Below are 14,747 nucleotides of genomic sequence, written 5' to 3' on the forward strand. Positions count from 1 at the left end.
ATGAGTCGCCACCAGCGCAAGCCTCTGTCCGAATTGATCGCTCGTCTTCTCCGCCAGCCCAGGCGTGCTCGTCGTGCCCAGGCAGAGCCGTCCCGGTTCGTGTTCGAGGGACTCGAGCCACGCATGCTGATGTCGGCGGACCCGCTGACCGCCAGCGTGGCCGGTGGTGCCGAGATGACGTTGCGGGTGGTCGAGGAGAACCAGCAGCAGGTGCTGCAGGTGGTCGAACTCGACGAGCAAGGCGTCAGTCAGGTGGTGGCCTCACGCGGTCTCGATGAGGCCAAGGCCAGTGGCGGCGTGGTCATCCAGGGCAGCGACGCCCAGGACATCCTGCGCGTGGACCAGAGCCTGCTGGGCCAGGCGGATGGTCTGCTGGTGAGCTTCCAGGGCGGCGACGGCGACGACGTCCTGGCACTCGAGCATAGCCAGGGGCTGACCATCACCTTCGCGGGGGGCGAGGGCGATGATCGCATCGAGGGCATCCAGGGCAACACCGAGTGGCAGGTGAGCGCCGATGGGGCGGGCAGCGTGGACTGGTCGAGCACCACCACGGCGGCGCGCAACGATAGCTGGCTCAGTTTCACGGGCATCGAGACGGTGAACGCCGCCTCCTATCGCCAGGGCGACGACGGCGTGCTGTCAGCCACGGACGATGCCGCCCAGCACCGGCTCTCGAGCAGCCAGGACGGGGCGCGTTGGTCGCTTTACGACGAGGGCAGTCTGGGGCTTGGCAATATCGCGTTCAACGGCATCGACCGACTCGACGGTCGGGCCGGCCAGATCCTCGACTTCAGCGACTTCTCCACCTCGGTAGAGGTCGATCTGGGGACCGGCAAGGCCACCGGCTTCGTCGGTATCGACGGCTTCAATCACGTTATCGGTACCGGCGGCGACGACCGCCTGATCGGTGATGTCACCTCGCAGGTCGACACTATCCTCGACGGGGGTAATGGCAACAACCTGATCGTCGGGGGCGGCGGCGACGATACCCTGAAAGCCGGCGCCGGTCGCAGTACCCTGGTGTCGGTGAGCGGCAGCGATCGCTTCGAACAGAGCGAGCTGGGCAGTGAGTTCACCCCCGAGGAGGCCGAGCTGACCTATGTGGTGCAGCGCGCATCCGGGGACATCTCCCTGACCAGCGCTGGTGCCACGGCCACGATCACCACCGGCGACGGCAGCCTGAGCTTCCAGCGCCAGCCCGTGGAACTGGTGCTGTCCGCCGCGGGGACCGGCCAGACGCTGAATGCCAGCGGCTACTCGCTTTCCGGCGTGACCTTCCAGAGCCTGGATGGCGCCAGCAATAGCCAACTTGTCGGCAGCGCGCAGGACGACCGATTCGTGCTCAGCGCCGGGGGCGGCAGTGTCCAGGCCGGTGGCGGCAACGACCGCATCGAGGCCAGCGCCGACGCCGACATGACCCTGACCGATACCGCGCTGAGCGTGACCGGCTGGACCAACTGGGTATTGGGCGACGTCGAACTCGCCACCCTGGTGGGCGGTGCTTCTGCCAATGTGCTGGACGCCTCTGCGTTCAGCGGTTCGGTTCAGCTGGAAGGCGTCGCCGGTGACAACACCCTCAAAGCCGGCGCCGGCGACGCGGTACTCCTGGGCGGCAGTGGCAACGACACCCTGGTCGGGGGTGTCGGTGACGACGTGCTGTTCGGCAATCGCGGCAGCAACAGCCTCGATGGTGGCAGCGGCAGCGACTCGGTGCTGGGCAGTACTTCCCACAGCTTACGTCTGTTCGGCGGCAGCGGCAGCGCCACCCTGGTGCGCGGTGACGTCGCCGAGGAGCGCGAGCTGGTGTGGTCGCGCAGCGCCGGTGAGACGGTGGTCTTCCACTTCGCCGGCGAGCAGACAGACGCGCTGGCCTGGGACGCCGACGCCCTGGCGGTACAGCAGGCGCTCGAGGCACTGTCTGCGGTGGGCGAAGGCAACCTGCAGGTGGCCCGCGAGCTGTTCGAATCCGCTGGTGAGCAGCAGGTACGCTGGCGCGTCAGCTTTATCGGCGACTTCATGGCCGTGGCCGACGACGGTGCCTTCGCCAAGGCGTTGGTCGGCAGTGGTCTGGCGTTGGGAGCTTCCGGGGCCAGCGCCACGGTGACCTCGACCCAGGTGCGCGCTCGGGAAGCGGGGCGTGACAGCCTGGTCGGCATCGAGCACGGCATGCTGCGTGCCGAGTTTGGCGACACCGTGCTCGACGCCAGCGGCTTTGGCGGCAGTGTCTATCTCCAGGGTGGCAGCGGCAACGACCTGATGATCGGTGGCGAGGCCACGACCCAGTTTGTGGCGGTGGCCGGAGATAACGTCATTCGTGCCGGGGCTGGGCAGAACGAGATCCGCGGCGGCGTCGGCCAGGATCGTCTGGAAATCGTCCTGGCCGATGGCCAGAACGCCGTCAATGTGAGTGGGGACAGCTTCAGCATCGACGGCGGGACCGCTTCGAGCTATCGCGATATCGAGGCGCTGACGCTGGTCGGCAACGCCGGCGCCAACACCCTCGATGCCAGTGGCTGGCACGGGGTCGGCGAACAGACCCGGGTCACTGCGTTGATGGCCGCTGGCGGCGCCTCCAACGCCGAGATCGAGACCTTCCTCTCGGCGCTGGGCGATGCGATTCCCGGTGCAGAAGACTTCGCCAGCCAGGCGGAGTACGAGTCCTATCTGGCGCGTTACGTCACCGGTAGCGAACTCGAGAACTCCGGCGCGCACCTGAGCTTCACCCTGCAGAACGGCGAGACGCGGGCGCTCAATGTGGCCGACGCCCGCACCCTTGGCGACCTGCTGGTGCTGCTGGACAACGTCGAAGGTCTGACCGCGAGCTTCGATGGTGCCAGCGGGCGTCTTGTGGTCACCGACACCACCACGGGAAGCGCGAGCTTCGCCGTCAGCGCCGACGCCACCGCGAAGATCCTGACCGATGCACTCGGCATGGGCGTCAGTGCCGACAAATGGCTGAGCACCGCCTTGAGCGGGACTGGCGTGGTGCTGGACGCCAGTACCGGGGGTAGCGACACCCTGACCGGTAGCCGTGGCGACGACCGTATCGTCGTCGTGTCCGGCGCCGCCAGTGTCGACGGCGGCGCCGGCACCGACAGCCTGCTGGCGGCGGCGGGCGACTCCATGACGCTGACCGATGGCGGGTTGGTCGTTGGTTCGGCCACAACCACGCTGTCCGGGATCGAGGCGGCGCGCCTGAGCCTGACCGGAGGCGCCGACAAGACCTTGACGGCCACTGCCTTTACCGGCGCTTTGGCCATCGATATCGCCGAGGCGGCGACCGGCACCATCGTGAACGCCAAGACCGGCGATCAGGTCGAGGTGGAACTGGCGGCGGGGAGCCTCGCCCGGCTCGACGACGTGACCGTCGGCGGGGGCGCCAGCCTGGTGGGCTACTGGGATGGCGACGCCTCCCTGTCCAACGTGACCAGAACGTTCTCCAGCAGTGTCGAGCTGCGTGCAGACGGTGCCTTGACCCTGGACAACGTCGATCTGAGCATGAGTGATCCGACGCTGGGACACGATCTGTCGATCCTGGCGCGTGAGCTGACGATCGGTGGCGATAGTGTGATCGATGCCGGTAGAGGCGAGTTGCACCTTGGCGCGCAGTTGTTTCAACCCCTGCTGGCGCCTGCCAATGGCCTGGTCGACGTGGGCCTGTTCGACCTGTCGGTGGATATCGACAAGGCCACGCTCAAGGGCGGGGGCGTAACCATCGATGCGCGCCTGGTGGATCCCGATCGCGACTGGTTCAACCTGCGCACCGGCGTGGCCTTCCTCGACCAGGGCATCGATACGGCGCTGGACTTCCTCCAGGGGCTGTCGCTGTTTGGCAGTGTCTCGGTGATGGTGGCCGAGGTCGCCATCGATATCGGCTCCGACGCGGTCATCACCGCCACCAGCGGGGACATCACCGTCGCCTCCGAGCTCGACATCAGTACCGAGGTGGGCGCCAGCAAGGCCTGGGGCCTGGGCGTGTCGGTCAGCACCCTGATCACCCGCTCAAGTGTGCACGTCCACGGTACCCTGAGCGCCGCCAATGACATCAACCTGAGCAGCAGTGTCAGCACCGCCCAGAGCGTCTCTGCTGAACCGGATGGCCTCAAGGGTGTGGCCGGCGCGGTGGCGGTCAGCGTGCTGGTCAGCGATTCCCGGGTGATGGTGTGGGAAGACGCCAGTCTGAGTGCAGGCAATGATCTGGTGGTTGCGGCGACCAGCGTGGAGGAAAACGAGACCTCCGCCAGTTCCGCCCCTGACAAGGGCAAGGTCGGCATCGCCCTGGCGATCAACGTCGAGACCAGCAACACCGAGGCGCAACTGGCCGGTGACGTCAGCGTGGGCGGCGATCTGACACTGAGCGCCGAGACCTCCCAGGGTGAAGACCACGGCGGTACCAGCGCCAGCGCCGGTACCGCCCCCGGTGGTGGCCCCGATAGCCTTGTCGACGGGGCCACGGCCAGCGCCGAGGACCTGTCGCCGACATCGGTGATCGGCAACTTTCAGGAGGCGCTCAGCGGCGTCATCGGTGACAAGATCAAGGAAGGCATCGCCGACCGCGGGCCTGCCTCCATCGGCGAGCACTTCAAGGAATCCCAGGGCCAGCAGAAGAACGCCCTGGACGTGGCCGCCGCCCTGGCGGTCTCGGTGGACATCAATCGTGCCGAGGCCCGCCTTGGCACCAGCGTGACGCGACTGGGCGCCATCGCCACCCAGCGCAGCGATATCGAGGTGGCCGGTGCGGTCAGTGTCAGCGCCACCAGCGCCCACCGCCCGGCGGTCAGTGCAGAGGGTTCGGCTACCGGCGTCGACCCCAACAAGAAGGAAAAGGAAGAGAGCTTCACTGACAAGGTGCTGGGCAACACCCTGATCGGCAAGCTGCGAGACGCCGCGGCGGAGTCCGAGGTCCAGGGCACCGACAGCGCCAAGGATCAGAAGGAAGACAGCCAGGTGGCCGATGTCGGTGTCGCCGGCGGCTTCGTCTTTGCGCTGCAGAATAACCACGCCGATGCGGTGGTCGAAGGCCTGGTGGACCTGGACGCCGGCGATGCCATCAGCGTCACCGCCGAGAGCCTCAACAGCGTCGATATGGATAGCCTGTGGGGGCGTCACCTCTATGTGGCGGGCAAGGCCCTGGGTGAACTCGATGGCACCTACGACCATGCAAGCGCCGACGGTGCGGCAGACCTGACCAACGGCGACAAGGTGCTGGTGGCCGATGACCACCAGCGCGGGGGCGAGGCCGGCCTGATCTATCAGTTCGAGGGGGCCGACGTCAGCGGTGTGGATCTCTCCAGTGAAGACTTCAGTGACGACAGCCGCTGGACTGCCCTGAGCTCGCCGTTGCAGACCCGCATCGAGGAATTCGTCGAGGCGCTCAACGCCTTTACTACCGGCAATCTGGGGATCAGCGGCAGCTTCGATAGCTGGACCGTGGCCACCGCCGAGGGGGGCAAGCTGGCCATCGCCGGTGCCGCCAACGTCTTCCTGGTCAATCAGGACAGCGAGGCCCGCATCCGCGAGGGTGCCCGGATCAATCTGGGGGGCGCCACCGATGTGGCCAGCGTCACACCCAGCGACGAGCAGCAGGTCGAGGTCATCGCTCGCAGCGACAACCACCTGTTGTCGCTGGTGGGCAATCTCAGCCTGCCGACCTTCGCTGGCGCCGACGAGGCCAGCGCCGAGGCCTGGCGTGACGCCTTCAAGAGCGATATCGATACCATCAAGTCCGGGTTCGCCGGCATCCAGTCCGATGGCAGCGCCATCGGTGCTTCCATCGGCGTGCATCTGCTCGGCGCGGATACCCGTGCGGTCATCGAGACAGGTGTGGCGCTGGTCGCCAGCAGTCTGGACGTGCGCGCCGACAGCGACACCCTGCTGATCGGGGCGGCGGTGTCCGGTGGCAAGGCCGACAAGGTCGCCTTCAACGCCACCTCAGTGGCCAATATCGTCGACAACACCACCCTGGCGCAGATTCAGGACGGGGTATCGCTGAACATTGGTGCCGTCTCGGTGGACGGGGCCAGTGGGCCGGCGCTCAGGGTCGGCGCCAACGACGACACCTACGCCTTTGGTATCGGCGGCAGCGTCGCCTCCGGCAAAAGCGCTGGCGTCGGTGTATCGGCGGTGGTCTCGGTGATGGAGCGCGACACCCGAGCGGTGATCGGTGGTGTGACCACGCCAGCCAGCGCCAGCGGCAACATCACCGTAGGAGGTGATCTGCTGGTCGAGGCCAATAACGGCGGGGTGGTAGCCAACCTCGCCCTGGCCGGAGCCAAGGCGGGCAGCAGCGGTACCAGCGGGCTGGATTCGGCGAGTGATACCGGTAGTTCGGGCTCCGGCGGCGGCACCACTACCGACGACCCCAACAAGTGGCCCAACAACCAGAGCAATTATGACAGCGTGCTCAAGGAGTTGAGTGGCAAGCTCGGCGGTGCCGCCAAGGCGTCTTCCGGCGGCAGTGGCGGCACGTCTTCCTCCTCGTCCGGCGGTGACCAGAAGGGTAGCTTCGGCCTCGGTGTCTCGGGTTCGGTGGTGGTGAATATCGCCGACTATCGTACCGAAGCCCTGATCCAGGGGATCGAGACGCTGAAAATCACCGGCAAGACGTCGGTGGCCGCCAAGGACAGCAGCCATCTTGGCATGCTGGCCGGTGGCGCGGCGCTGTCGCTGGGCAGCAGTGGCACCCAGGTGGCGGTGGCCGGGGCCGCCGCCCTGGCCTTCGACAGCGGCATCACCCGGGCGCGGATCGATCGCGTCACCTCCTTTGATACGGGCGGTCTGGCACTCAGCGCGGCGCGTGAGGGCTGGACGGTGGTCGCTGCCGCTGGTGTCGCCGTCGCTTCGGGCGCCAAGGGCTTTGGTGTGGCCGGGGCGGCCAGCGTGCTGACTTCCGCTCGCACCGTCGATGCGGGGCTGTTGAACATCCAGTCCGGTGATCTCGGGGACGTCAGCGTGGGGGCGCGTGACGCCGCCAACGCGGTACTGATCGCCGGTGCGGTGGCCGGCGCCGGCAAGGCCGGTGTCGGCGGGGCGGCGGCCTTCGCCGATATCAGCCACGACGTCGACGCCCATGTCGAAGCGCTGGGCAGTGCCAGCGAGTCGCTGGTGATCGGCAGACTCTCGGTTCAGGCGCTCAGCGATACCCTGATCATTAGCCTGGCCGGTTCGGCCGGCATCGGTACCGGACCCAAGGGGGGTGGCCTTGCGGGGACCGCCGCGGTCAACCTGATCGACAATGCCACCCAGGCGCGTTTGGTCGACAGCTTTCTGGACAAGGGCAGTGACGCCCTTGCGCCGGCGCCGAAAGTGGAGATCAACGCCGAGGACAACAGCAGCGTCTGGACGCTGGCCGGCGCCGTCGGTGTCGGCGGCACCGCCGGCTTTGGCGCCGGGGTGTCGGTCAACAGCCTGTCCAATCAGACCCAGGCCCTGATCAGCGGCGGCGTCATCGCCAACGCCGGCAGCGTGGCGGTGGTAGCGGCCAACACCGGTCTGGTGCGATCGCTGACCCTGGGGATCGGCGCCAGCACCAAGTTCGCTGGTTCCGGCAGTGTCTCGGTCAACCAGATCGCCAATACCCTGCGCAGTTCAATCAGCAACGCCAACGTCTCGACGGTGGGCCAGGTGCTGGTGGCCACCCGCGATCGCGCCGAGCTTGTGGCGATCAGCGGCGCCGGTGCCGGTGCCGGCAAGGTGGCCCTGGCCGGCAGCGTCTCGGTCAACCTGATCGACAATGACAGCCAGGCGCTGATCCAGAACGCCAGCGTTTCGGCCGGCGGCGATGTGGTGGTGGACGCCGAGGCCAGCAGCCTGGTGGTGTCGGTGGCTCTTGGCGGTGCCGGGGCCGGAAAGGTGGGCCTCGCCGGTGCCGTCAGCGTCAACCTGATCAAGGGCAAGGTGGAGGCGCTGATCGACGGTGGGCGCGTCGAAAGCAGTACCGGTGATATTCGCATCCAGGCCACCGACAGTGCCCAGGTGGTAGTCGTGGCCATCGGCGCCGCGGGCGCCGGCACCGTAGCCGGCGGGGTCAGCAGCGGCACCGTTCAGGTCGACAACGCCATTGTGGCCCGGGTGACGGGGGCCACCTTGATCGCCGGTGGTGACGTAGCCGTCTGGGCGGGCCTGGCCGAGCGCAGCGGTCGCGCCGCGCTGGAATTGTCGGCACTGGGACTTGAGGTGGACCCGGCGACCCAGGGCACCGAGACCAATCCGAGCACAGGGTCATCGGATATTGCCGCCCGGGACATGTCCAACATGGATTGGACCGCCGGGGTGATCAACCTGACCATCGCCGGTGCGGGCGCCGGCAGCGTGGCCGGCTCCGCTGCGGTGGGGCTCAACTGGCTGCGCTCCAGCGTGCTGGCCGAAGTCTCGGGCGGCGCCAGTATCACCGCCGCTGATAGTGTCAGCGTGCTGGCCCAGGACAAGAAGGGTCTGGTCAACTTCTCCTTCGGCGCCGCCGGTGCCGGCAATGCGGCGGGGGGCGCGGCGATCGCCTTCAATTATCTGGGAGGCGACCCCAGCGATCCCTCGCGCACCGTCGACAACACCAGCGACCAGAACGTCGACGCCAGCGAAGACGCCTTCATTCTCCAGGGCGAGCGCAGCGACCACGGCTACAGCGTGGGCCAGATCGCCGCCTTGATCGATGCCTCCAGTGTGACCGCCACCAGTGGTGACGTGCTGGTGGACGCCCGTTCCGAAGCCAGCATGCTCAACATTACCGCCGGCGGTGCGGGCGCCGGGGCGGTGGCCCTGGCCGGCTCCATCGGCATCAACTTCATGCAGAATGATGTGCTGGCATCGATTGGCAATGGCGCCGTGGTCAGGGCCAGCGCCGGTGACGTCAACGTGCATGCCTCGGTGGCGCCGATCATGATCAACGTGGCCGGCGCGGCGGCTGGTGCCGGCTCCGTCGGTCTTGCCGGCGCCTCGGCGACCAACGACATGGCGTCGGCGCTGAGCGCGAGCATCCTCGGGGCGAGCACCGTGGTAACGGCGGGTGGGCGCGTCGACGTCAAGGCCGAGTTGATTCGGATCACCGATGTGCCTTCGGTCAAGGTCGATGACAGCCTGATACCGCCAGAAGACTCAGACGAGAATCGCCCGGCGACGCCTGGGCAGGGCGACCAGGTCTGGAGCTTTGCGCTGGCCGGTGCCGGTGCCGGCAAGGTGGCGGTGGCCGGGGCGCTGTCGCTCAACTGGCTGCGCGGCAGCGTCACGGCGGTGATCGACCAGGCCACGGTCTCGGCGACGGGAGACATTGCCCTGTCGGCCAGCGATGATCTCGGCCTCAATGCCTTTACCGTGGCGGGGTCCGGTGCCGGGGCCTTCGCCCTGGCCGGTTACCTGGCCTACAACTATATCGGCGGTGATCCGGACGACCCCACCAGCGACAGCGCCAACCGTATCCACGCGCTGATCAAGGGCGGCGCCAGCGTGGCGTCCAGCGCCGGCAAGGTCAGCCTTTCAGCGGTCTCATCCTCGAGCATCAGCGCCTACTCCCTGGGTGGTGCCGTGGCCGGCTTCGCCGCACTCAGCGGTACCACCTCGCTCAATTTCACCCGCAAGGACGTGGTCGCCGATATTCGCGACAGCGCCACCGAGGTGAGTGGCGCCGGCGGCATCGCGGTAAGCGCCAGCGACACCAGCGCGATCTCGGCGGCCAGTGCCCAGGTCAACGTGGCGGTCAAGGGTGGTGCGGCCGGTCTTTCGGTGGCCTATCTGGACATCGACAACAGCATCCTGGCCGGTAGCCAGGGCGCCACGCTCGACTCGAGCGGCGGCGATATCGCCATTGATGCCCGCTCGCGCTCCACCAACCTGATCGTGATAGCCGGTGTCAGCTATGGCACCTTCGGCGCAGGTGCCGGCAACGCCGGCAGCTCGTTGATCAACAACACCAGCGTCGCGCGCATCGACGGCGGCAGCGTCGATGCCGCCGGCAACGTCAGCGTGGTCAGCGACAGCAAGGACGTTAGCACTATTACCCTGGGCACCGTCAGCGTGGGTGCGGTGGCGCTGGGCGGCGGTGTCGGGGTCGACCTGCTGGGCAGCACCTCTGAAGCCTGGATCGGTGGTGGTGCGCGCGTCAGCGCCGGCGCCGGCGGTGCGGCCGTATCGGTGCGCGATGACTGGAACAATGGCTGGACGACAGACAGCCACAAGGGTGTGGTGGTGCTGGCCACCAGCGAGGTGTCCTTCACCAGCGTGGCGGTGACCGCGGCGGGCGCCGCCGGCAATGCCCTGGCGGCCAATGTGGTGGTGGATGGTGTCACCGGCGCGACCCGCGCCTACATCGACAAGGCGCGCATCGACAGCACCGCCGACGTGGTGGTACGGGCCCTGCATCGTGGCGACGCTGACAGTGGCGGTGGCGCGGCGGCGGTCAGTGGGGGCAGCTCCGGCGCCGCTGGTGTCGATGTCACCCTTTTCCAGCACAAGACCGAGGCCTTCATCAGCGGTGACGGCTTCGACCACTCGGCTGAAAGCGACGGCCTGATGGTCAAGGCTGGCGGCGACGTGGCGGTGGAGGCCCGCGCCGACGTGAGCTTCCTGTCCACGGTGATGGGGGCGGCGGTGGGCCTCAACGGCGTCGCCGGTGCGGGATCGGCCAGCGTGGTCGATCTGTCGCTTGAGACCCTGGCCTATCTCAAGGACGTGGAGGTCGCCGGCACCAACGTGGCGGTACGTGCCGACAACGACGTGGACGGCCGCTTTATCGTCGGTGCGGTGGCCGGTGGCTCCGTCGGCTTTGGCGCCTCGCTGGCGCTGGGGTTGCTCAACCCCGAGGCACGAGTGTCGCTGGACAAGGCAATAGTGACTGCCAGCAATGATATCGTGGTGTCGGCAAGCCAGCGCCTGGATCTGGGGATCACCGTAGCCACCGCCGGTGGCGGTGCGGTCGGTGTGGCCGGCGCGGTATCGGTGATGACGGCGGATTCGGTGACGCAGGTGCTGGTGTCCGGCGATAGCGAGCTGAACGCCGGCAATGACGTGCTGCTCGAGGCATCCACCACCACCCTGGTCAATGAGCGCAGTGGCCTGGCCGGCTATCTGCAGGGGGTCGGCGCTGCCGCCGTCGGCGCGGCGGGCTTCGGTGCTTCGGTGGACGTCATGGTGCTGCGCGAGCAGACCCGTGTCAGTGTGGCGGATGGTGCGCAGATCATCGCGGGGGGCGATGTGACCGCCGAGGCCAGGCTGTCGCGTACCCTCAACTCCACGGTGATCGCCTTTGCTGGCTCCGGCTCTTTGAGCCTCAGTGGCGCCATCTCGGTGATCAGTCTGGGCAAGGGGCTGAGTGAGGAGAGCTTCGAGCGGGTCGAGGACCTGCAAGACCTGGTGAGCGATACCTTCGCCGGCTTCCAGAGCGGCGAGTTCGCCATGAAGGCCGAGGCCGAAGACTCTGATTCCGGCACCGATACGCCGCTGGACAGCGACGAGCAGGCGGCGTTCGACGGTGACTTCGATCGTCCCGACGATGCCGGAAACCACAACAAGGCCAACCGCACCTCGACCAACAGCGCCCTGAGCACCCTGACCGGTGGTCTCTCGGGTGACAAGCTGTTCGACGTCAAGTCGCCTCTGAAGGTAGGTGACACCGCCGCGACCCTGGGACGTGGCGTGGTGATTACCGCCGGCGGGGACGTCAGCGTCAAGGCCAGCGAAGCCCTCAAGGTGCAGACCCTGACCGGCTCCGGTGCGGTCAGCGGTGTTGCCAGTGTCGGCCTGTCGGTGGGGGTGGTCGAGCTCAACGGGGCGGTGACCGCCCAGGTGGGCCGCGGCTCGACCCTGGATGCGGCGGACACCATCGAGGTGGCGAGCGACTACGACGGTGACGTGTCGATCAGCGCCTATGGCGGTTCGGCGGCACCCAGCATCGCGGTGGGTGGCCAGGTGGCCATCCTGCTGGATCGCACCCAGCAGCTTGCCTCGCTGGAAGGCGCCACGAGCGCCGCTGGCGGCACCCTGATCAAGGCGGCGGATCGCGTCGATATTATGGCCAGCGCCGATCGCGACTATTCACTGAGGGCTGCAGGTGGGGCCATCGGCCTGGTGGCCGCAGGCGTGTCGGTGGGCACCGTCGAGATCAGCGGTGCGACGAGGGCCTGGGTCGGCGAGCATACCAGGGTGGGCGAGAACCAGAGCGTCGGTTCGCTGAACGTCTCGGCCACGAGTATCGATCGGGTCGCGCTGGAGGTGGTGGCGGTGGCCGCCGGGATGGCCGGCGGCAGCGCCAACGTGGCCCTGGTGACCCTGTCCCAGGAGGTGCAGGCGTGGATCGGTGACGGCGCGCGGATCTCGTTGTCTGACGCCCTGAGCATCAACGCCAGCCTGACGCCTGCGGTACAGATCAAGACCCTGGGGGTATCGGTGGCGGCGGGCGTCGGCATCGGCGTCTCGGTGGTCGAAGGAGAGCTCAAGGCCAAGGTGCTGGCGCGGGTCGGCACGCCTGACTCCAGCGCGGCCCATGATATCCGCATCACCGCCGGGTCCATGGACGTTGCCGCGTCCCTGAATACCCTGGCGAATGGCAACAGCCTGAGCGGTGAGGCCCTGGGTTCCGCCGGGGGGGCGCTGTTGGGCGTCGATGCGACCCTGGTGACGCTCAAGGACAGCACTGAGGTGGTGGCAGAGATCGCCGACACCTCCCTGGAGGACGGCAGCGGCAGCAGCCTGCGCGAGAGCACCAATCTTGCCATCGCCGGGCGGCTGGACGTCACCAGCGACCTGATCTCGCGCCTCTCTGGCAAGTCCAGCAGCATCGTCGGCGGCCTGGTGGCGGCGGGGGCTGCCAAGGTTACCGTCGAACAGCGGACCGTCAGTCGCGCACGCATCGGCAGCGGCAATGGCATCCTCGCCGGAGACGCCAGCGTCCGTGCGAACGGGCAGCTGGAAGCGACCCTCGACGCCCTGGCCGGCAGTGGCGGTGTGGCCGCCGGCGCCGGCGCCGCCACCCACGTCACCCAGCATGCCACCACCGAAGCGCTGATCGGCGCCGCCGAACTGCTGCTGGTGAAGGCTGCCGGCAACAGCGGCCTGCTGACCGTGCACGCCGATCAGAGCTTCGACGTCGACGCCCGCATCATGAGTGTCTCCGGGGGCGTGTTCGCCGGAAGCGGCGCCGAGTCGCGCTACTGGATTACCGCCAATACCCTGGCCGAGGTCGGTGACAAGGCGCTGGTCAAGGCTGCGGCGATCGACGTATTCAGCGATACCCGGCTGGACAAGCAGCGTCTGGCAGGCACCGACGATGGCAATATCCGTGGGGTGGCCGGTGGTGCGGTGGCCGGCGCCGGCGCCTCCAGCGTCGCCCGTCTCGATCTGAATACCCGAGTGGTGGTCGGTGCGGGTGCGTACCTGCACACCAGTGACGGTGATCTGCGCCTGGCGGCGAAGAACCAGGTGGTGTTCAAGGAGAAGGTCAACCTGACCGCTGGCGGCCTGGCCTCCGGCGCCGGTATCACGGTGGACATCCTGACCACCAATCTGGCCGCCAGCGTCGAGATCAAGAGCAACGCCGAGCTGGTCAGCCAGGGCGAACTGCTGATGTCGGCCCGTGGCGGCGGCGACCTGGCGGCGACCCTGCTGATGGATACCTATGGCGCGGCCACCGTCGGGGTGGGCAGCGCCAAGGTGGTGGTGACTCCGGACAACAGGGTCACCGTGCGCGGTGGTGCCAAGGTGTCCGCGCTTGGCAATATCGATATCGTGGCCGGTGGTAGTGCCCAGGGCGAGCGTGATCGCTACGCGGTCAGCGCGGTGCTCGACAGCTTCGCCGGCAGCATCATTCCGATCGATGACCTCAACGCCCTGGCCAAGATGGACCAGACCAACCGCATCGAGGTGGCAAGCGGGGCCGAGGTCATCGGTGCGCGGGATATCCTGCTGTTTACCGAGCGCTTTGGCTTCAGCGACATGGAGGCGCGGGCCAAGGGCGTCAACTGGCTGTCGGCGGTGGGCAGCGCCATCGACGCAGCCCTCGGCAGCGGCGGCGCTCAACTGGTGGACGGCGATGTCGAGACCGACGCCGACGCCGACGTGATTATCGACGGCCGGGTGGAAACCGGCCTGGGGCGCCACAAGACGCTGGTGCTCGGGGTGATCGACGTAACGCAGGAACAGCAAGACATCGCGGATCTCAATTCGCGCATCAATGCCCTCGCAGAAGCGCTCAACAGCACCAGCCTGACCCCCGCCGAGCGCACCCAGAAAGAAGCCGAAATGGCAGCCCTCGAGGACCAGCTAGCGGCCAAGGTGGCCAATAGTGGCAACTATATCGTGGCCGAATCCGGCCATGACGATATTGGTTTCGCGGTGAGCGTCACTCCGGGTCAGAGCGGACTGGTCGACGAACTTCAACGCATTCGCGAGGCATACAACGTCTATCGCAACTCCGGCAATACCCGGCTGGTCGACTTCTACCAGGGCGAGATCGCGCGCCTCGAGCAGGCCCTGGTCGATGAAGGCTATGGCGAGAAGGTCAATGGCCAGCTGATCGTCAGTCGGGTGGACGAATTGACCATCACCCTGGATGACGTCTGGGCCCAGGCGGGGGCGGTCTACGTCTACGCCGACGACTTGAGCGGTGACGGCGTTGTCGAGGCGCCCACCGACGCCAGCATCACCATCCTCAACAAGGCGCCCTCGCGCATGGTACTGGGCGATATCGAGATTCCCCAGGTTACCGGGGGGCTCTATCTGAACCTGACCCAGGTGGCTTCCAGCGCCGAGATCGACGCCATCAA

1 protein-coding gene (cut by a window edge) is annotated in these 14,747 nt (G+C 67.4%); it reads left to right on the top strand.

Translation table 11 applies throughout. From position 1 onward, the window contains the following. A protein-coding gene (locus NFH98_RS06740) for an LEPR-XLL domain-containing protein (protein ID WP_349622376.1) crosses the window boundary here: on the top strand, window positions 1–14,747 show its 5' portion. Its footprint extends 14,395 nt past the window's final position; the window shows 14,747 of its 29,142 coding nt (coding positions 1–14,747); the start codon lies at window positions 1–3; the stop codon falls past the right edge of the window.

Source organism: Halomonas sp. H33-56 (assembly GCF_040147035.1).
Classification (GTDB): domain Bacteria; phylum Pseudomonadota; class Gammaproteobacteria; order Pseudomonadales; family Halomonadaceae; genus Halomonas; species Halomonas litopenaei.